The sequence below is a fragment of the Citrobacter sp. Cpo109 genome (assembly GCF_030332565.1).
Lineage (GTDB): Bacteria > Pseudomonadota > Gammaproteobacteria > Enterobacterales > Enterobacteriaceae > Citrobacter > Citrobacter portucalensis.
On the sequence record NZ_JAOWHQ010000051.1, the window covers coordinates 127,496 to 147,375 of the forward strand.

Annotated in this window: 14 protein-coding genes; 8 read left to right on the forward strand and 6 right to left on the reverse strand. The window is 54.5% G+C overall.

The window, feature by feature from the left end:
- Positions 1 to 98: 98 nt before the first annotated feature.
- The 3 genes from ypfJ to ypfH all read left to right on the forward strand — a co-directional run bounded on the left by ypfJ (position 99) and on the right by ypfH (position 3,768).
- Positions 99 to 965 (forward strand): KPN_02809 family neutral zinc metallopeptidase, encoded by an 867-nt coding sequence (gene ypfJ, locus OGY71_RS07165; RefSeq protein ID WP_286613039.1) that lies wholly within the window; start codon positions 99 to 101, stop codon positions 963 to 965.
- Between the two features lie 15 nt (positions 966 to 980).
- Positions 981 to 2,996 carry a tRNA(Met) cytidine acetyltransferase TmcA gene (locus OGY71_RS07170; protein WP_197385628.1) on the forward strand — a complete coding sequence of 672 codons (2,016 nt, stop codon included), beginning with the start codon at positions 981 to 983 and terminating at the stop codon, positions 2,994 to 2,996.
- A gap of 73 nt (positions 2,997 to 3,069) precedes the next feature.
- Positions 3,070 to 3,768 (forward strand): esterase, encoded by a 699-nt coding sequence (gene ypfH, locus OGY71_RS07175; protein WP_063941697.1) that lies wholly within the window; start codon positions 3,070 to 3,072, stop codon positions 3,766 to 3,768.
- A 103-nt stretch (positions 3,769 to 3,871) separates the two neighbouring features.
- Here ypfH and OGY71_RS07180 read toward each other — a convergent pair whose 3' ends face one another.
- The 3 genes from OGY71_RS07180 to OGY71_RS07190 are packed head-to-tail and all read right to left on the reverse strand — an operon-like array spanning position 3,872 to position 5,587.
- A complete protein-coding gene (locus OGY71_RS07180; protein ID WP_003835080.1) occupies positions 3,872 to 4,072 on the reverse strand; it encodes a YpfN family protein in 201 nt (66 codons plus the stop codon).
- Between the two features lie 27 nt (positions 4,073 to 4,099).
- The gene (dapE, locus tag OGY71_RS07185) at positions 4,100 to 5,227 is read right to left on the reverse strand and encodes a succinyl-diaminopimelate desuccinylase (protein ID WP_003037976.1); all 1,128 of its coding nucleotides are present in this window, start codon (positions 5,225 to 5,227) and stop codon (positions 4,100 to 4,102) included.
- A 3-nt stretch (positions 5,228 to 5,230) separates the two neighbouring features.
- Entirely contained in the window at positions 5,231 to 5,587 is a 357-nt protein-coding gene (locus OGY71_RS07190) for an ArsC family reductase (protein WP_003835078.1), read from the reverse strand.
- 389 nt (positions 5,588 to 5,976) lie between these two features.
- Here OGY71_RS07190 and ypfM point away from each other — a divergent pair, with 389 nt between their 5' ends.
- Positions 5,977 to 6,036, forward strand: coding sequence for a protein YpfM (gene ypfM / locus OGY71_RS07195; protein ID WP_001386977.1), 60 nt, complete (start codon positions 5,977 to 5,979; stop codon positions 6,034 to 6,036).
- Between the two features lie 75 nt (positions 6,037 to 6,111).
- On the opposite strand, the gene acrD is transcribed toward ypfM, so the two are convergent.
- Together acrD and narQ are read right to left on the reverse strand one after the other, a co-directional pair.
- On the reverse strand, positions 6,112 to 9,225 hold the full coding sequence (acrD, locus tag OGY71_RS07200; RefSeq protein WP_003835076.1) for a multidrug efflux RND transporter permease AcrD: 3,114 nt from the start codon (positions 9,223 to 9,225) through the stop codon (positions 6,112 to 6,114).
- Between the two features lie 184 nt (positions 9,226 to 9,409).
- Positions 9,410 to 11,107 carry a nitrate/nitrite two-component system sensor histidine kinase NarQ gene (gene narQ, locus OGY71_RS07205; RefSeq protein WP_003835075.1) on the reverse strand — a complete coding sequence of 566 codons (1,698 nt, stop codon included), beginning with the start codon at positions 11,105 to 11,107 and terminating at the stop codon, positions 9,410 to 9,412.
- A 260-nt stretch (positions 11,108 to 11,367) separates the two neighbouring features.
- Between narQ and aegA the strand changes: the two genes are divergently transcribed.
- The 3 genes from aegA to OGY71_RS07220 all read left to right on the forward strand — a co-directional run bounded on the left by aegA (position 11,368) and on the right by OGY71_RS07220 (position 15,246).
- Positions 11,368 to 13,347, forward strand: coding sequence for a formate-dependent uric acid utilization protein AegA (gene aegA / locus OGY71_RS07210; protein ID WP_197385630.1), 1,980 nt, complete (start codon positions 11,368 to 11,370; stop codon positions 13,345 to 13,347).
- A gap of 156 nt (positions 13,348 to 13,503) precedes the next feature.
- Complete coding sequence (gene nudK, locus OGY71_RS07215; protein WP_003835070.1) at positions 13,504 to 14,079, forward strand: GDP-mannose pyrophosphatase NudK; 576 nt, start codon at positions 13,504 to 13,506, stop codon at positions 14,077 to 14,079.
- A 123-nt stretch (positions 14,080 to 14,202) separates the two neighbouring features.
- Entirely contained in the window at positions 14,203 to 15,246 is a 1,044-nt protein-coding gene (locus OGY71_RS07220; RefSeq protein WP_286613040.1) for a DUF1176 domain-containing protein, read from the forward strand.
- Here OGY71_RS07220 and tkt read toward each other — a convergent pair.
- Complete coding sequence (tkt, locus tag OGY71_RS07225) at positions 15,236 to 17,230, reverse strand: transketolase (RefSeq protein ID WP_193134289.1); 1,995 nt, start codon at positions 17,228 to 17,230, stop codon at positions 15,236 to 15,238. The genes OGY71_RS07220 and tkt overlap by 11 nt on opposite strands.
- Before the next feature lie 280 nt (positions 17,231 to 17,510).
- Between tkt and maeB the strand changes: the two genes are divergently transcribed.
- Entirely contained in the window at positions 17,511 to 19,790 is a 2,280-nt protein-coding gene (maeB, locus tag OGY71_RS07230) for an NADP-dependent oxaloacetate-decarboxylating malate dehydrogenase (protein WP_003835063.1), read from the forward strand.
- The last annotated feature ends 90 nt before the right edge of the window (positions 19,791 to 19,880 follow it).

The following is a 19,880-nucleotide window of genomic DNA, read 5'->3' on the forward strand; positions in this document are numbered from 1 at the left end:
CTCATTAACCCCACCTGATTTGATTACTATTTCTTATGGTAATCCTGTTCCGAACCGCCTACGATCATCATCATAATGAATAAAAAGTTGAGGTGATTATGCGCTGGCAAGGGCGTCGTGAAAGTGACAACGTGGAAGACAGACGAAACAGCTCTGGCGGCGGCCCCTCTATGGGTGGGCCTGGTTTTCGTCTGCCCAGTGGTAAAGGCGGCATCATTCTGCTGATTGTGGTGCTGGTGGCGGGTTATTATGGCGTGGATCTCACCGGGCTAATGACTGGCCAGCCGGTCTCCCAACAGCAATCATCACGCTCCATCAGCCCAAACGATGATGAAGCGGCAAAATTTACCTCGGTGATTCTGGCTACCACAGAAGATACCTGGGGACAGCAGTTTGAAAAAATGGGCCGCACCTACCAACAGCCGAAGCTGGTGATGTACCGGGGCGCGACGCGTACCGGCTGCGGCGCGGGTCAGTCCGTGCTGGGGCCATTTTATTGCCCGGCAGATGGTACGGTTTACATCGACCTTTCATTCTATGACGACATGAAAAACAAGCTGGGCGCTGATGGTGATTTTGCTCAGGGCTATGTTATCGCCCATGAAGTGGGTCACCACGTGCAGAAACTGCTGGGCATTGAACCTAAAGTTCGTCAGATGCAGCAGAATGCCTCACAGGCAGAAGTGAACCGTCTTTCCGTTCGAATGGAACTGCAGGCAGACTGCTTTGCCGGTGTCTGGGGCCACAGCATGCAGCAGCAGGGCGTACTGGAGTCTGGTGACCTGGAAGAGGCACTGAACGCCGCACAGGCCATTGGTGACGATCGTCTGCAACAGCAGGGACAAGGACGCGTCGTGCCGGACAGCTTTACTCACGGAACCTCTGAACAGCGTTTTACCTGGTTCAAACGCGGTTTTGATAGCGGCGATCCGGGGCAATGTAATACCTTTGGTAAAGGTATTTAAGATACTGAGGCAGGGATGTCCGATAACACGGCGCTGAGCACGTTAACCGAACAAATGACCCTCGAAGGGATCCGTCGTCTGCTGATTATCAGCGGCGAGGATAACTGGTGTCAGGAACAGGCATTAGCGCTACGCAGCATGTTACCCGGCGACTGGCTGTGGGTAGGGGAGCAAGCCCCTACCGAGCCGTGCTGTACGCCGCAGGCGCTAAAAACATTATTAGGGCGCGAGTTTCGTCATGCGGTTTTTGACGCCAGGCAAGGTTTTGACGCTGCGGCGTTTGCCGCCTTAAGCGGCACACTGCTTTCTGGCAGTTGGCTGGTATTGCTGACCCCACCCTGGCATTCCTGGCACACGCATCCGGACGCGGATTCACTACGCTGGAGCGATTGTGCTGAACCTATCCCTACACCGCACTTTATTGAACACGTCAAACGGGTGATTTCCCGCGATAGACAGGCTCTGCACTGGCAACAGCATCAGCCGGTTTCCTGTCCGCACTTTCCTGCTCGCGCAGCCTGGCACGCGGCAACCGGCGAACCCCAGCCAGAACAGGCGATGATATTAAATCATTTGCTGGCTATGCCTCCCGGTGTGGTTGCGGTGACGGCGGCACGGGGTCGGGGTAAATCCGCTCTGGCAGGGCAACTCATAGCGCGGATTAACGGCACTGCGATTGTGACAGCGCCTGCCAAAGCGGCAACCGATGTGCTGGCGCAATTTGCCGGGGAGCGTTACCGTTTTATGGCCCCGGATGCGCTGTTAAGCAGTTCTGCAATCGCAGACTGGCTAATTGTGGATGAAGCCGCCGCGATCCCCGCGCCGCTGTTGCATCAACTGGTGGCGCGTTTTCCTCGTACGCTGTTAACCACTACAGTACAAGGCTACGAGGGAACGGGGAGAGGCTTCTTGCTGAAATTCTGTGCCCGCTTCCCCAATCTTCAACGCTATGAATTGCAGCAACCGGTACGCTGGGCGCAGGGATGTCCGCTGGAGCAAATCGTCAGCGATGCGCTGGTGTTTGATGATGAAACGTTCACGCATGCCCCATTGGGGGAGCTTCACTTCTCGGCATTTGAGCAACAGTCCTGGCATGCTAACCCGGCGCTGCCGTTAGCGGTATACCAACTGCTTTCCGGAGCGCATTATCGCACCTCGCCATTGGACCTGCGACGAATGATGGACGCGCCTGGACAGCATTTTCTTCAGGCATCAACCGCTGACTCAGTGGCGGGAGCCGTCTGGTTGGTCGATGAAGGGGGACTATCCGCAGAATTAAGCCAAGCCGTCTGGGCCGGATATCGCCGACCGAGAGGGAATCTGGTTGCGCAGTCGCTGGCGGCGCACGGTGGTGACCCGTTGGCGGCGACGCTCGTCGGGAGACGGGTCAGTCGAATTGCGGTTCATCCTGCGCGCCAAAGAGAAAGTATTGGGCAACAGCTGATTATGCTGGCCCACCGCTATTCCACATCGTGTGACTATCTGTCGGTCAGTTTTGGGTATACGGCTGAACTATGGCGTTTCTGGGAGCGCTGCGGTTTTGTGCTGGTGCGAATGGGAAATCATCGGGAAGCCAGCAGCGGCTGTTATACCGCCATGGCGTTACTTCCCATTAGCGAAGCGGGGAAACGCCTTGCTGAGCGGGAGCACCAGCATTTGCGTCGTGATGCGGAAATCCTTGCGCGATGGAACGGTGAGAACATTCCGCTGGTCCCTCTGAAAGAGGCTACGCTTAATGAGGATGACTGGGCTGAGCTGGCTGGGTTTGCCTTCGCGCATCGGCCATTATTGACGTCTCTAGGCTGTCTGAGTCGTCTGCTTGAGCACAGTGAGTTACCTCTTCCGGCCTTGCGCGGACGCATCCAGGCTAAACGTAGCGACGCCGAATTGTGCCAACAGCTCAAGATTTCTGGTCGTAAAGCGTTGCTGGTCATTCAGCGCGCCGAAGCGGCGCAGGCATTAAATCAGCTGGATGCAGAGCGTGAACAGCGGCTACATAATCGCATTATGCAATGGCAATTTTTTCACTAACTTCTTCAATTTCCTGGCATGGTCATTGCGGTTAAGCGGCGTAGAATGATTCTCATCAGCTAAGGAGACCGCCATGAAACATGACCATTTTGTTGTTCAAAGTCCCGAAAAACCCGCTCAACAGCTACTGCTGCTGTTTCATGGCGTCGGCGATAATCCGGTTGCCATGGGTGAAATTGGCACCTGGTTTGCGCCGCTGTTTCCGGATGCGCTAATCGTTAGCATTGGCGGGGCAGAGCCTTACGGGACGACGTCCGGACGTCAGTGGTTTTCGGTGCAGGGCGTAACAGAAGAGAGTCGTCAGGCACGCGTTGACGCCATAATGCCGGTGTTTATCGAAACCGTGCGTTACTGGCAGAAGCACAGCGGCGTTTCGCCGCAGGCAACCGCGCTGATTGGCTTTTCTCAGGGGGCGATTATGTCACTTGAGAGCATCAAAGCTGAGCCGGGGCTGGCATCGCGGGTCATCGCCTTCAATGGCCGCTATGCCACCTTGCCAGAGGCTGCAACCACCGCGACGACGGTGCATTTGATTCACGGTGGTGAAGACCGGGTAATTGAGTTATCTCATGCCGTTGCCGCGCAGGAAGCGTTAATGCGCGCTGGTGGAGACGTGACGCTGGATATCGTCGAAAATCTGGGGCACGCCATTGATGAACGCAGCATGCAGTTTGCGCTCGATCATCTGCGTTTTACCGTACCGAAGCACTACTTTGATGAAGCGCTGAGCGGCGGTAAGCCTCACGATGATGATGTGATTGCCATGATCTGATTGATCACCGTAGGCCGGATAAAACGCGAAGCGTTGCCATCCGGCACGTAATGCCCGGTGGCGCTAACGCTTACCGGGCCTACGGGACTTATCTGCCTATTAATTATTTCTTCGGTTGGTCCTTATTCGGCCAATCGTCGTCGTCATCCCATTTATCGTTAAAGTCACGATGCGGGGGAAGCTCCGGCTTGTTGGCAAGAAATTTCTTGTGATCGACGCGCTTGAGATCTTTAATCACGTTCAGCAGCACGCCTACCAGAAACACCAACACCAGAATCCACCAATATTTTGCCAGCCAGTCCATGCTCATTTCCTCTTACAGGAACACTCATCAGGCGACGAGTTGCTCCATGATACGTTGATACATACGGGCAAGCAGCTGCAGGTCGGCGGCATTAACACATTCATTAATTTTATGAATAGTGGCGTTGACCGGCCCAAGTTCTACTACCTGCGCCCCCATGCGGGCAATAAAACGCCCGTCGGACGTCCCGCCTGTAGTCAGTAACTGCGGTTTAATCTCATTATAGTGCTCAATGGCGTTCACCACTGCATCCACCAGTTTACCGCGTTCGGTCAGGAACGGCTGACCGGAAAGCCACCAGTCGACGGTATAACGCAGCTGATGTTTCTCCAGCAGCGCGTGAACCCGTGCTTTAATCATCTCATCGGTCAGCTCAGTGCTGAAACGGAAGTTGAACTGGATAAACAGTTCTCCAGGGATAACGTTGTTGCTGCCGGTTCCAGCCTGGATATTGGCAATCTGCATGCTGGTCGCCGGGAAGAATTCGTTACCCTGATCCCACTCGATCGCCACCAGTTCGTTGAGCATGGGGGCCGCGCGGTGTACCGGGTTATCGGCCAGATGCGGATAGGCTACGTGGCCCTGCACGCCGTGAATGGTCAGGTTGCAGGTCAGTGAACCACGACGTCCATTTTTCACCACGTCGCCAACGATTTCCGTGCTGGATGGCTCACCCACCAGGCAATAATCCAGTCGTTCATTACGCGCCATCAGCGCTTCAACCACCTTCACGGTGCCGTTTTTGGCGCTGGCTTCTTCGTCAGACGTTATCAAAAAGGCCAGACGACCCTGATGGTTTGGATGCTGGGCGACAAAACGTTCTGCGGCCACGACCATCGCCGCCAGTGAACCCTTCATATCGGCAGCGCCACGCCCGAACAACATGCCATCGCGAATGGTCGGTTCGAACGGTGGATTGATCCAGCGATCGACATCGCCGGCAGGCACTACGTCGGTGTGACCGGCAAATGCCAGGGTCTCACCTTTACCGCGCCATGCCCAAAAATTCTGTGTGTCACCAAAGTCCATTCGCTCAACGGTAAAACCTACCGCGCGCAGGCGTTCAATCATTAACGCCTGGCACCCGGCATCATCCGGGCTCAGGGAAGGACGGCGAATAAGCTGCTGTGTCAGCTCAATGACCGGGCACGACATAGACTACACCTCATTAAAAAACAGAGTATAACTGGATTCACTGAAACCAAGCAGCATAGGCTTACCCGGCGCGCAGAGCAATGGGCGTTTGATAATTGCTGGCATTTCAATCATCAACGCGGCGGCGGAAGCCGCATCGGTGATTTGACTGCGCGTGGATTCATCGAGTTTACGCCAGGTGGTTCCACGCGTATTGAGCAGCGCCTCCCAACCTAATTCGCTGATAAAGGACTGTAAGAGCGTGTTGTCCAGACCGTCGACGCGATAATCATGAAAGCGGTAGTCAATACCTTGAGCCTCCAACCAGCGTCTGGCTTTTTTAATCGTGTCGCAATTCTTAATGCCGTAAAGGGTGATCATTTGAATCCTTATTGACGTAACTTGAATATTTATTCTTTTATTCTGTGGCAATGAATAATACATATTGTCATTCAATCGTTATAGAAAAATATAACATTGTTGAACAACAGTGAATAATGATTCCTGAAAGCTCCAAAAAATACCGTATAACTAGAAATCAGAATCTGCCTGTTTGCATCAGCCTGTTTTTCCATCAGAATTGCGAAAGTAGTAGATGATGTATGAATATTTCAAAATATTGCAGTAAGTCACATAAAATTTATGGGTATAGCGCATAGTGATCACATAAACCCCAAACACTGGAGGAATCAATCGCAACCATCGGTTAAATTGCCTTCTTTTAATGATGATGATTTCGTAGAATGCCCATAATAATAAGAGAGGTTGTTATGATTGAACGTGAACTGGGGAACTGGAAAGACTTTATCGAAGTGATGCTTCGTAAATAATTTTCTGGAAGAAATTCATATCCTGTAAAGGATAAAAAAAGGCGACTCAACGTAAGTCGCCTTTTTTGCGTCCGATTATTCTGGGCGTGGCTTCAATGGGAAGCGTCTGCGCACCAGCACAAAGAACAGGGGAACGAAGTAAATCGCCAGAATTGTGGCTGAAATCATCCCGCCCATTACGCCAGTCCCCACCGCATGTTGACCGCCAGAACCAGCGCCACTGCTGATGGTCATCGGCAGCACCCCGAAGATAAACGCCAGTGAGGTCATCAGGATTGGGCGTAAACGTTGGCGACAAGCATGGAGCGTGGCGTCGAGGAGATCGTGTCCTTTCTCGTTCATCTCATTGGCGAATTCAACAATCAATATTGCGTTCTTCGCCGATAGCCCGATAACGGTAAGTAACCCGACCTGGAAATAAACGTCGTTTTCCAGGCCGCGCATCCAGGTCGCCAGTAGCGCGCCAATAACCCCCAATGGCACGACCAGCATGACGGAGAAGGGTACCGACCAGCTTTCATACAGGGCCGCCAGACACAGGAACACGACCAGCAGAGAAATGGCGTACAGGGCGGGGGCCTGAGAACCCGACAGCCGTTCCTGATAGGACATCGCCGTCCATTCGAGGCCGAACCCGGTCGGCAGCTGGCGCACCAACGATTCCATTATGTCCATTGCCGTACCGGTACTGACGCCCGGCGCGGCTTCGCCGACAATCTCGACCGCGGAGTAGCCGTTATAGCGCTCCAGACGTGGTGAACCGGTTTCCCAGCGTGAAGTCGCAAAGGCCGAGAAAGGCACCATGCCACCGTTGTTATTGCGTACGTACCACAGGTTGATGTCGTCCGGGAGCATGCGATATTTTGCTGCCGCCTGCACGTAAACCTTCTTCACACGGCCCCGGTCCATAAAGTCATTGACGTAGCTGGAACCCCAGGCCGTTTGCAATGTGTCGTTGATGTCGTCGATGGAAACGCCCAGCGCCTGGGCTTTGCGCTGATCGATATCAATTTGCAACTGCGGGCTGTCGTCCAGACCGTTATGACGAACGCGGGTCAGGGAGGTGTCTTTCCCGGCCAACTCAATGAGTTTGTCGCGCGCGGCCATTAACGCATCATGGCCCGCACCGGCGTGATCCTGCAGCTCCATATCGAAACCGGCAGAGCTTCCGAGACCGCTGATAGCCGGAGGGCTGCTGGCGAAGACGCGGGCTTCTTTAATCTTATTAAAGGCTTTGGTCGCACGTTCGATGATGGCGAAAGAGGTTCCGGTAGTGGTGTCGCGCTCATCCCAGTCTTTTAAGCGGACAAACATACGCGCCACGTTTTGACCGTTCCCGCCAGGGCCAGAACCGACCGTGGAAAAGACTGACATAATGTTGTCTTTCTCATGGGTGAAGTAATACTTCTCCACTTCCTCAACCACTTTCAATGTTTGCTGCTGCGTGGAGCCGCTGGGCAACTGTACCGAGGTGGTAAACATGCCGCGGTCTTCCAGCGGCAGGAAGGAGGTTGGCAGGCGCAGGAACAGGAAAACCATCCCGCCGAGCAGCAGGCCGTAGATCAGTATCCAGCGCAGACTGCGGTGCAGAATTCTGGCAACGCCTTTTTCGTAGCGCTCGGCGTTGCGATTAAACATCCGGTTAAACCAGCCGAAGAAACCGGTTTGTCCGTGATGCTCGCCCTTATGCAGCGGTTTGAGCAGGGTGGCGCACAGAGCGGGGGTCAGGATCATCGCCACCAGAACAGACAGCACCATAGCGGAGACGATAGTAATCGAGAACTGACGGTAAATAGCCCCGGTAGTGCCGCCGAAGAAGGCCATCGGGATAAACACCGCTGACAGCACCATGGCGATACCGACCAGCGCACCCTGGATTTGCCCCATCGATTTCCGTGTCGCTTCCCGCGGAGAGAGTCCTTCCTCACTCATAATACGCTCGACGTTTTCCACTACCACAATGGCGTCATCGACCAGCAGGCCGATCGCCAGCACCATCGCAAACATCGTCAAGGTATTAACGCTATAGCCAAAGGCGTAAAGCACGGAGAAGGTACCCATCAGGACGACGGGAACGGCGATGGTGGGAATCAGCGTGGCGCGGAAGTTTTGCAGGAATAGGTACATCACGAGGAATACCAGCGCGATCGCTTCCAGCAGGGTTTTTACCACGTCAATGATTGAGGCTTTGACAAAGGAGGTGGTTTCATATGCCACCTTATATTCCAGCCCGTGCGGAAAATATTGCGACAGCTCGTTCAGACGGTTGATAACCAGCTCCGCCGTCGCCATTTCATTGGCGCCGGAGGCCAGCTTCACGCCCAGGCCGGAGGCAGGATTTCCATTAAAGCGGCTGAGGTAATCATACTTTTCAGCACCCATTTCGACCGTCGCCACATCGCCCAGTTTAACTTCTGAGCCATCCTGGTTGACGCGTAGCGTAATGGCGCGGAATTCATCCGGAGTCTGTAGTAGCGACTGGGCGTTGATCGTCGCGTTCAGCGCCTGCTTGTCCACCGAAGGCGTACCGCCAAGTTGTCCGACGGCAATCTGCGCATTCTGTGACTCGATAGCGTCGGTCACATCTTTAGCGGTCATCTGGAAACTGTTCAGTTTGGCCGGGTCAAGCCAGATACGCATGGAGTACTGTGAGCCGTAAGCGTCAATATCTCCCACGCCGTTAATACGGCTAAGCGGATCCTGAATGTTACTGGCGACATAGTCGGCGATGTCCTGCTTATCCATTGAGCCATCGGTGGAGACAAAGGCGATAGTCAGAATATTGGTGTCCCCGGTCTTACGCACCGTGACCCCCTGATCCTGTACCGCCTGCGGCAGTTTACGCATTGCCGATTGCAGTTGGTTTTGCACCTGCTGGACGGCCTCGTCAGGATCGGTTCCGGCAACAAAGCTCAACGTAACCGTCGCCTGACCTGTCCCGCTGCTCTGCGATGACATGTACATCAGGTTATCGAGACCGGTCATGTTCTGCTCGATAACCTGGGTGACGGTGTTTTCCAGAGTCTGAGCCGAAGCGCCGGGATAGTTGGCGGTGACCCGCACGTTTGGCGGTGCCAGATCGGGATATTGCTCAACGGGCAGTGAAAAAATAGCCAGGGCTCCTGTCAGGCACAACAGGATAGCTAACACCCAGGCAAAAATGGGGCGATCGATGAAAAAATTCGCCATTAAAAGAGGACCTCGTGTTTCTGCGTATCGTTATGGGTATGGCTTGCTTCACTTTAGCGGCAAGGTACGGGTCAAACGTGGAGAAAAAAAGAAGATAATGTAAATTATCATGCCCGTTTACAGCATACCTTTCGTGCCAACGCCGTCAGGCCTGGATCCAGACTCGACGGCGCTTTGCGGTTCTTTACGTTAGCTCACTGTCTGATTCAGCCGAACGGAAACTGATGCTCACCAACGTTCCCCCTCCGGAAGGTTGAGAGAAGGTCAACGTGCCGCTTAGTCTTTCCGCCCGCTCACGCATAATATTGAGTCCATAGTGCCCTGTAGGCTCATGCGGCTCGCCAATGCCGATGCCGTTATCGCGGATATAAACCGTGTGGTTGCCGTCCGGAGCCGTTACGCAGCTGACGGCAATTTCGCTCGCACTCGCATGCTTAATGGCGTTCAGCACCGCTTCACGGATGATCTGCAACAGATGCACCTGCATTTGCGCATCCAACGCTAGCGTGGGTAACCGACAGTCGAGTGTGAGTTTAGCTGAGGTTTGATTTTGCAGCGTTTCCAACATTTCATGCAGGGCGGAGGGTAAGTCTGCCTGCTGTAAGGTCAGACGGAAGGTGGTGAGCAGTTCGCGTAGCTGACGGTAGGCATCGTTCAGCGCCTGAGAGAAATCCGCCATAATGCTTTGCGCCGGGGCGTTATCTTCCGGAATTGAACGCTTCAGCAGCGTGAGCTGAATGCGTAAATAAGAGAGCACCTGCGCCAGCGAGTCGTGCAGCTCGCGTGCAATTGTCGCTCGCTCCTCCATTAACAACAGCTGCTGAAAATGTTTTTGCGCCTGGTTGAAGTACAACCCACGTCCCAGCATCGAGGAGACGCTGTTGAGCAGCGGAGTAGAAGCACTGACGTTTGGACTTTGCCAGTGCAGTTCGCCGTAGACGGTTTCCTGCATGGTGACAGGCAGGATCTGCATCGGCAGCTCGAGGCTTTTAGTCCCTTCGCTAATCCGCCAGTTATCACCGACGGTGAGTTCAAGGAAATACGCGGCGTCATGTTCGCGGACGATCTGTAAAATATGGCGGAAGCAGTGCACGTCAATCTGGCTGGTATTTAACGCCTGGGAGCACTGATACAACACCTCCAGACGGCGATTGGCTTCGTGGAGATCGTGAGTTTTCTCGGCCACAGACGCTTCCAGCGAACGATACAGCTTGTGTAATTCACTCGACATCTGGCTAAACGTTTTGCCCAGCAATCCCAGTTCATTGGGCAAACCGGTATCCAGCGGTGGGATATCAAACTGACCGTGTTCAATTTGCTGACTGGCCATCACCAGTTTATTCAGCGGACGCACCACCTGCTGGCGAATGCGCCGCAGGGTAAAGAAGACGAGGGTGAATATGCCTATCCCGCCCGCCAGCGAGATGCCAAATACCAGCATCACTTTGCGTTCGGCATAATGCTGCAACGCCAGCACGAAGAGATCGATCTGATCGACGTAGTTGTTGATGTTGGCCTGGTACCATTTCAAATCGCCGTCGACCAGGCGTGCGTTCATTTCCAGCCAGTTAGCATGCAGACGTCCATAGCGGCTTTTTACCGCTTGTGGCACATACCACGCGTTCAGATTCTGTAGTGCTGGCGAGTTTAGCGCCTGCTGGAAAAGCTGGCGGTGGGCGTTAAGCTGCGGGCTCTGGCTTTGTAGATCGTAACCCAGACGGTAGCTTTGCATGCGCAACGAGCCAGCAACGTTGATGGCTTCGGCATCTCGCAAGCTGCTGGTCAGCGTGAGCAGCGCAATACCCGTTGAGAGAATTGACAGCAGCACTATGTAGAAAAAAGCTTTAGCCAGACTGGCCGAGACCGGACGCTTTACCGTCACTTGTGCATCCTCACACAATACACGTCGCGCCTGAAAACAGCGTGAACGATGCGGTGTATTTGATAAATGTTAATAAAACGCCATGAAACTGGATGGTAACTGAAACACAATTTCATATGCGATGAAATAAATTGATCTGCCACAGGTTCTGGATAAATAGTTGTGCTTCCTGGGCAAATGAACATTGCCGCTTCCTTCCGTGTCGGTTAATAACACTCTTATAAAGAATAAGGTTTTTGCAACCAAAAAAGAAGGAAGCCATGAATCGTTTTATTATGGTCAATAGCCAGCAGTGCCTGGGATGCCATGCCTGTGAGGTCGCCTGCGTCATGGCTCACAATGGCGAACAGCATGTCCTGGACCAACGGCATTTTCAGCCCCGAATTACCGTCATTAAGCATCAGCAGCAGCGCAGCGCGGTGACCTGTCACCACTGCGAAGATGCACCCTGCGCCAGAAGTTGCCCAAACGGGGCAATTAGCCATGATAACGACAGCGTTCAGGTGAACTCACAAAAGTGCATTGGCTGCAAATCGTGCGTCGTTGCCTGTCCTTTCGGCACGATGCAGATCGTACTCACTCCCGTCGCCAAAGGGAAGGTGAAAGCTACCGCGCACAAATGCGATCTGTGCCAGGGGCGTGAACAGGGACCCGCCTGCGTAGAGAACTGTCCGGCGCAGGCGTTACAGCTGGTGACGGAAAATTCGCTTACCGGTCTGTCAAAAGCGCGCAGGCTGCGTACCGCAAGTCTGGAAAGCCAGCCATGGCATGCCAGCACTACCGATTTTGTTCCACATGTCATCACTAAACGTGAGCAAATGCAGGCGACGCCTGCGCGTGGTGAACCGGATAAACTGGCGATTGAAGCCCGGAAAACCAGCTTTGAAGAGATCTATCTGCCGTTTCGTACGGCACAGGCGGAGCGCGAAGCCTCTCGCTGCCTGAAATGCGGCGACCACAGTATCTGCGAATGGACCTGTCCACTGCATAACCACATTCCGCAGTGGATTGAACTGGTCAAAGCCGGGAATATCGACGCGGCGGTTGAGCTTTCTCACCAGACCAACTGCCTGCCGGAGGTGACCGGACGCGTTTGCCCGCAGGATCGACTCTGCGAAGGGGCATGCACGGTGCGTAGCGAGCATGGCGCAGTCACCATCGGTAATATTGAGCGTTACATCTCCGATCGGGCGCTGAGTAAAGGATGGCGACCGGACTTAAGCCATGTGCAGAAAGTGGACAAGCGTGTTGCCATCATCGGTGCGGGTCCGGCGGGTCTGGCCTGTGCGGATGTGCTGGCGCGCAGCGGCGTCAGCGCCACCGTTTACGATCGCCATCCTGAAATTGGCGGTTTGCTGACGTTCGGTATTCCGGCCTTCAAGCTGGACAAATCGCTGCTGGCGCGTCGCCGTGAAATCTTCAGCGCCATGGGCATTCATTTTGAACTTAACTGTGAAGTGGGTAAGGATGTCGCGCTTGAAAAGCTGCTGGAGGATTACGATGCCGTGTTCGTGGGCGTAGGAACCTATCGTTCCATGAAGGCGGACCTGCCAAATGAAGATGCGCCTGGCGTGTATGATGCGCTGCCGTTCCTGATTGCCAACACCAAGCAGGTGATGGGGCTGGAGGAACTGCCTGAAGAACCGTTTATCGATACCGCCGGACTAAACGTGGTTGTGCTGGGCGGAGGCGATACGGCAATGGACTGTGTGCGAACCGCCCTGCGTCATGGCGCAAGCCAGGTGACCTGCGCCTATCGTCGTGATGAAGCCAACATGCCCGGCTCAAAAAAAGAGGTGAAGAACGCCCGGGAAGAGGGGGCAAGCTTCGAGTTTAACGTCCAGCCGGTTGAGCTGGTGCTGCATGCCGATGGGCGAGTCAGCGGCGTGCGTTTCTTACGAACCCAACTTGGCGAACCTGATGCGCAGGGCCGTCGTCGCCCGGTTCCCATCGCCGGGAGTGAGTTTGTTATGCCCGCAGATGCGGTGATCATGGCGTTTGGCTTTCACCCACACGGCATGCCGTGGCTGGAGTCGCATGGCGTTAAGGTCGATAACTGGGGGCGCATTGCCGCCGATGTTGAAAGTGCATACCGTTATCAAACCAGTAACCCGAAAATCTTTGCCGGTGGTGACGCTGTACGCGGTGCAGACCTGGTGGTGACGGCTATGGCGGAAGGGCGGCATGCTGCCCAGGGGATCGTCGACTGGCTGGGCGTAAAATCAGTCAAATCTCATTAATCGGCGAGCAGGCCGGATAAAACGCGTTAGCGTTGCCATCCGGCAATGTGCCGCATGAATGCCTGATGGCGCTTTGCTTATCAGGCCTACATTGTTCCAAGACAAACCCGGTTTCACGGCGTAGTATTATTTCTCACTTCTTGCTGTGGAGCCGGTATGTCGCAAAAAATTACCCTCATCAAAGATAAAGTCCTTTCCGATAACTACTTCGTCCTGCGCAATATCACTTATGACCTGACCCGTAAGAATGGAGAGGTGATCCGTCACAAACGTGAGGTTTACGATCGTGGCAACGGCGCCACAATCCTGCTGTATAACCCGGAGAAGAAAACGGTGGTGCTCATCCGCCAGTTTCGCGTTGCGACATGGGTCAACGGTAACGAAGACGGTCAACTGATTGAAACCTGCGCCGGGCTGCTGGATAACGACGAACCGGAAGCGTGCATTCGCAAAGAGGCGATTGAAGAGACCGGCTTTGAAGTGGGTGAAGTACGTAAACTGTTTGAGCTATACATGTCGCCGGGCGGTGTGACGGAAATAATCCACTTCTTCATCGCACAATACAGTGACAGCCAGCGTGCAAACGCGGGTGGCGGCGTGGAAGATGAAGATATTGAAGTTCTGGAACTGCCGTTCACACAGGCGCTGGAAATGATCAAAACAGGTGAGATCCGTGACGGTAAAACGGTGCTATTACTGAACTATTTGCAGTCATCGCATCTCATGGACTGATGCGCGGGATTTATATTTCTTTACAAAATTACGGCCAATCCGACGATTCTTATTGAGCCACATCAGTCGCGCAAGGAAGATACCGCTTAGGCTGTGTGTTTTGACTTCGGGGTTGTACCGTCCATGCGCTATCGCGTTATTCTCCTTTTCCTGCTCGGGTTGCTACCCGCCCGTTTGCTGTGGGCTGCGCCCGCGCAACAGGCGTTTTCTGACTGGCAGGTGACGTGTAATAACCAAAATTTTTGCGTGGCGCGCAATACCGGGGAGCACCACGGCCTGGTCATGACCTTGAGCCGCAGCGCCGGGGCACATACCGATGCCGTGTTGCGTATTGAGCTGGGCGGCCTGGAATCGTCCAGCGTCAAAGAGGGCGATATTGCGCCGCGTCTGCTGTTGGATGGTGCGCCACTCTCGCTGAGCGGCGAGCACTGGCGCATAACTCCCTGGCAGGTGACGACCGATGATCCCGCCACCATCAGCGCATTTTTACAAACCGTACAGGACGCGAAGGTGATTAGCCTGCAAAAAGGTGCGCAAAACCTTTCGCTGGTCGGGCTAAAAGCCGCGTTGTTGTTTATCGACGCCCAGCAAAAACGGGTGGGGAGCGAAACCGCATGGATTGAAAAAGGTGACGAGCCTCCGCTCAGCGTACCTCCGGCCCCCGCGCTGAAAGGTGTAGCGGTCATTAATCCAACGCCAACGCCTCTCACACAGCAGGAGCGCAGTGAACTGCTGGACTATGGTAACTGGCGGATCAACGGTATTCGCTGCTCTATCGATCCGCTGCGTCGCGAGATGCGCGTCACGGCCCTAACGGATGATAAAGCGCTGCTGATGATTGGCTGTGAGGCCGGGGCGTATAACACCATCGATCTGGCGTGGGTGGTTTCACGTACGACTCCGTTGACTTCACGCGCGGTACGGTTAAACCTGCCGTTTAAAACGGATGCAGAAAGTCGCGATATGGAGCTGACCAACGCGACGTTTGACGAGAAGTCGCGGGAGCTGGTCACCCTCGCTAAAGGGCGAGGGTTGGCAGATTGCGGTATCCAGACCCGCTGGCGCTACGACGGGCAACGTTTTCGCCTGGTGCGCTATGCCCAGGAGCCAAGCTGCGATAACTGGCATGGGCCAGATGCCTGGCCCACATTGTGGATCACGCGTTAAGCACCTTGTGCGCTTTGTCGACGATGTTATCTACCGTAAAGCCGAAGAACGGGAACAGCTTGTCCGCCGGAGCCGACTCCCCATAACCCGTCATCCCAACAATTGCCCCTTTCAGCCCGACATATTTGTACCAGTAGTCGGCAATCCCTGCTTCTACCGCCACACGCGCGCTGACGTTTGCTGGCAGGACCGATTCCCGGTACGCCTCATCCTGGGCGTCGAAGATATCGGTTGAGGGCAGAGAAACCACCCGCACGTTACGACCTTCGCCGGTCAGTTTTTCCGCTGCCAGTAGCGTGATTTCCATTTCTGAACCGGTAGCAATCAAAATAACATCCGGCTTACCGCCGCCATCCTTCAGCACATAGCCGCCGCGGGCAATTTGCTGTACCTGCTCAGGCGTGCGCTCAACTTGCGCCAGATTCTGCCGCGAGAGGATCAGCGCGGTTGGCCCGTCGTGACGTTCGACTGCCAGCTTCCAGCCTACCGCCGCCTCAACCTGATCGCATGGTCGCCAGGTGCTGAAATTAGGCGTCAGACGCAGGCTGGCGAGCTGTTCAACGGCCTGGTGCGTAGGACCATCTTCCCCCAGACCAATTGAGTCGTGGGTATAAACCATGATTTGTCGGGCTTTCATCAGCGCCGCCATGCGCGCAGCATTACGGGCATATTCGACAAACATCAGGAACGTAGCGGTGTACGGTACGAAGCCCCCGTGGTGCGCGATACCGTTGGCAATCGCGGTCATGCCAAATTCACGCACGCCGTAGTGGATGTAGTTTCCTGCATGATCCTCTTTAAGAGAGGAGGAGCCTTTCCAGATGGTCAGGTTGCTGGGGGCCAGATCCGCCGATCCGCCAAGCAGCTCAGGCAGTATAGGCCCGTAGGCGTTAAGGGTATTTTGCGAGGCCTTACGGGTGGCGATTTTGGCCGGATTAGCCTGCAGCTCGGTAATATATTTCTGGGTTGTTGCCTCCCACTCCTTCGGCAGTCCACCGCTCATCCGGCGAGTAAACTCTGCCGCCAGTTCCGGGTAGGCTTGTTGGTAAGCTGCGAATTTCTCCTTCCAGCCCTGTTGCACTTTTTCGCCTTTCTCGCGTGCGTCCCACGCCCGGTAAATCTCTTTGGGGATCTCAAAAGCAGGATGATGCCACCCCAGTTTCTGCCGGGTCAGCGCCACCTCTTCTTCGCCCAGCGCAGCGCCGTGCGCTTCCTCTTTTCCGGCTTTATTTGGTGAGCCAAAACCAATCACCGTGCGGCAGATAATCAGCGACGGTTTATCGGTAACAGCCTGCGCTTCCTGAATGGCTTTTTTCACCGCCTCAGGGTCATGACCGTCAATCTCGTGCACCACATGCCAGTGATAAGCCTCAAAGCGTTTTGCAGTATCGTCGGTAAACCAGCCGTCGGTTTCGCCATCAATCGAGATGCCGTTGTGATCGTAGAAGCCGATGAGTTTGCCAAGCCCCAACGTGCCCGCCAGCGAACAAGCCTCGTGTGAAATACCCTCCATCAGACAGCCGTCGCCCATAAAGACCCAGGTAAAGTGGTCAACAATCTCATGGTCTGGCTGGTTAAACTGCGCTGCCAGCGTTCGCTCGGCAATGGCCATGCCGACGGCGTTGGCTAACCCCTGGCCCAGCGGTCCGGTGGTGGTTTCCACGCCCGGTGTGTAGCCAATTTCCGGGTGACCTGGCGTTTTCGAATGGAGCTGACGGAAGTTCTTTAATTCTTCGATCGGCAGGTCGTAACCGGAAAGATGCAACAGGCTGTAAAGCAGCATTGAGGCGTGGCCGTTGGACAGAATAAACCGGTCACGATCGTACCAGGTGGGATCGGCCGGGTTATGGCGTAGAAAATCGTTCCACAGCACTTCGGCGATATCGGCCATCCCCATTGGTGCTCCAGGGTGGCCGGAGTTTGCTTTTTGGACGGCATCCATACTTAGCGCACGAATGGCATTGGCAAGCTCTTTACGGGTCATAGGAAATACTCCTTGAAAAGTAAAGTGTTAGATGCGTGTTGTGATTCACACTTTTGGGAAAATTGCGGCCGTTGTCAGCAAAAAGCATAGCAGACAAGCATGGTATTGCTGGATTAAGCAGGTAACATGGTTGTTATAAATTGATAACAAATTCTTTCTTTGAATGGTGAGAGTTTGGGGACCTTCAAAGTTTGTACCGTTGACTGAGGTGATAATGTGCGGCTCAGTAGAATGGTTACCCGCGCCACTTTTTTGATAGATACGTGAAAGGAACAACAAGATGGATGACCAGTTAAAACAAAGCGCCCTCGATTTCCACGAATTTCCGGTACCCGGTAAAATCCAGGTTTCTCCGACCAAGCCTCTGGCAACGCAGCGCGACCTGGCGCTGGCCTACTCGCCGGGCGTGGCTGCACCGTGTCTTGAAATTGAAAAGGACCCGCTGGCAGCCTACAAATACACCGCGCGCGGCAACCTGGTTGCGGTTATTTCCAACGGCACAGCGGTGCTGGGTCTCGGCAACATTGGCGCGTTGGCCGGCAAACCGGTGATGGAAGGTAAAGGCGTTCTGTTTAAGAAATTCGCCGGGATCGACGTGTTCGACATTGAAGTCGATGAACTCGATCCGGATAAGTTTATCAATGTGGTTGCGGCCCTGGAGCCCACGTTTGGCGGTATCAACCTCGAAGATATTAAAGCGCCAGAGTGCTTCTACATTGAGCAAAAACTGCGCGAACGCATGAATATTCCGGTCTTCCACGATGACCAGCACGGTACGGCAATCATCAGTACTGCCGCAATTCTGAACGGTCTGCGGGTGGTTGAGAAAAATATCTCTGACGTGCGCATGGTGGTGTCTGGTGCAGGTGCGGCGGCGATTGCCTGTATGAACCTGCTGGTAGCGCTGGGTATGCAGAAACACAATATTGTGGTCTGTGACTCCAAAGGCGTGATTTACAAAGACCGCGAACCGAACATGGCGGAAACCAAAGCGGCTTACGCGGTGGTGGATGATGGTAAGCGCACGCTGGATGATGTCATTGATGGCGCAGATATTTTCCTCGGCTGCTCGGGCCCGAAAGTGCTGACGCAGGAAATGGTTAAGAAGATGGCGCGTGCGCCAATGATTCTGGCACTCGCCAACCCGGAGCCGGAAATCCTGCCGCCGCTGGCAAAAGAGGTGCGTTCCGACGCCATCATCTGTACCGGTCGTTCAGACTACCCGAACCAGGTTAACAACGTCCTGTGCTTCCCGTTCATCTTCCGCGGTGCGCTGGACGTTGGTGCGACGGCCATCAACGAAGAGATGAAACTGGCGGCGGTGCACGCCATTGCTGAGCTGGCGCATGCCGAGCAGAGTGAAGTGGTGGCCTCTGCTTATGGCGATCAGGACCTGAGCTTCGGCCCGGAATACATCATTCCGAAACCGTTCGACCCGCGTCTGATCGTCAAAATCGCCCCTGCTGTAGCGAAAGCGGCGATGGACTCCGGCGTGGCAACGCGTCCGATTGCCGACTTTGACGCTTACATCGATAAGCTGACCGAGTTCGTCTACAAAACCAACCTGTTCATGAAGCCGATTTTCTCCCTGGCACGCAAAGCGCCGAAGCGCGTGGTGCTGACCGAAGGGGAAGAAGCGCGCGTACTGCACGCTACCCAGGAGCTGATCACGTTAGGGCTGGCGAAGCCGATCCTGATCGGTCGTCCAAGCGTTATTGAAATGCGCATCCAGAAACTGGGTCTGCAGATCAAAGCGGGCGTCGATTTTGAAATCGTCAACAATGAGTCCGATCCGCGCTTTAAAGAGTACTGGAGCGAGTACTACCAGATTATGAAGCGTCGTGGGATTACCCAAGAGCAGGCGCAGCGTGCGGTGATCGCCAACACCACGGTGATCGGCGCAATCATGGTACAGCGCGGCGAAGCGGATGCGATGATCTGCGGTACGATTGGCGACTACCATGAGCACTTCAGCGTGGTGAAAGAGGTATTTGGTCATCGCGACGGCGTGCATACTGCCGGGGCGATGAACGCCTTGCTGCTGCCAAGCGGTAACACCTTTATCGCCGATACCTACGTCAACGACGATCCTACGCCTGAGCAACTGGCGGAAATCGCCGTGATGGCGGCAGAGACCGTGCGTCGCTTTGGTATCGAACCGAAGGTGGCGTTGCTGTCGCACTCCAACTTTGGTTCCTCTAACTGTCCGTCGGCCAGCAAAATGCGCGACGCGCTGGAGCTGATTAAGGCGCGCGCGCCAGAGTTGATGATTGACGGCGAAATGCACGGCGACGCCGCGCTGGTGGAAAGCATCCGTAATGACCGCATGCCGGACAGTCCGTTGAAAGGCTCAGCGAATATTCTGGTGATGCCAAATATGGAAGCGGCCCGTATTAGTTACAACTTACTACGCGTTTCCAGTTCTGAAGGCGTAACGGTTGGCCCGGTGCTGATGGGGGTTGCGAAACCGGTTCACGTATTAACGCCGATCGCCTCTGTTCGTCGTATCGTTAATATGGTGGCGCTGGCGGTTGTAGAAGCCCAAACGCAGCCGCTGTAATTTCACTTTAATTTATTTCCGGCGCGGGTTTCTCCCGCGCCTTTTTATTTTCCCTTTCTTAGTGATCTACTTCACCTTTTAAACCTGGTT

Excerpts from the sequence above, each read along its gene's own strand:
- ypfJ (WP_286613039.1), top strand. The coding sequence starts at position 99 with ATGCGCTGGCAAGGGCGTCGTGAAAGTGACAACGTGGAAGACAGACGA.
- OGY71_RS07170 (WP_197385628.1), top strand. The coding sequence starts at position 981 with ATGTCCGATAACACGGCGCTGAGCACGTTAACCGAACAAATGACCCTC.
- ypfH (WP_063941697.1), top strand. The coding sequence starts at position 3,070 with ATGAAACATGACCATTTTGTTGTTCAAAGTCCCGAAAAACCCGCTCAA.
- OGY71_RS07180 (WP_003835080.1), bottom strand. The coding sequence starts at position 4,072 with ATGGACTGGCTGGCAAAATATTGGTGGATTCTGGTGTTGGTGTTTCTG.
- dapE (WP_003037976.1), bottom strand. The coding sequence starts at position 5,227 with ATGTCGTGCCCGGTCATTGAGCTGACACAGCAGCTTATTCGCCGTCCT.
- OGY71_RS07190 (WP_003835078.1), bottom strand. The coding sequence starts at position 5,587 with ATGATCACCCTTTACGGCATTAAGAATTGCGACACGATTAAAAAAGCC.
- acrD (WP_003835076.1), bottom strand. The coding sequence starts at position 9,225 with ATGGCGAATTTTTTCATCGATCGCCCCATTTTTGCCTGGGTGTTAGCT.
- aegA (WP_197385630.1), top strand. The coding sequence starts at position 11,368 with ATGAATCGTTTTATTATGGTCAATAGCCAGCAGTGCCTGGGATGCCAT.
- nudK (WP_003835070.1), top strand. The coding sequence starts at position 13,504 with ATGTCGCAAAAAATTACCCTCATCAAAGATAAAGTCCTTTCCGATAAC.
- OGY71_RS07220 (WP_286613040.1), top strand. The coding sequence starts at position 14,203 with ATGCGCTATCGCGTTATTCTCCTTTTCCTGCTCGGGTTGCTACCCGCC.
- tkt (WP_193134289.1), bottom strand. The coding sequence starts at position 17,230 with ATGACCCGTAAAGAGCTTGCCAATGCCATTCGTGCGCTAAGTATGGAT.
- maeB (WP_003835063.1), top strand. The coding sequence starts at position 17,511 with ATGGATGACCAGTTAAAACAAAGCGCCCTCGATTTCCACGAATTTCCG.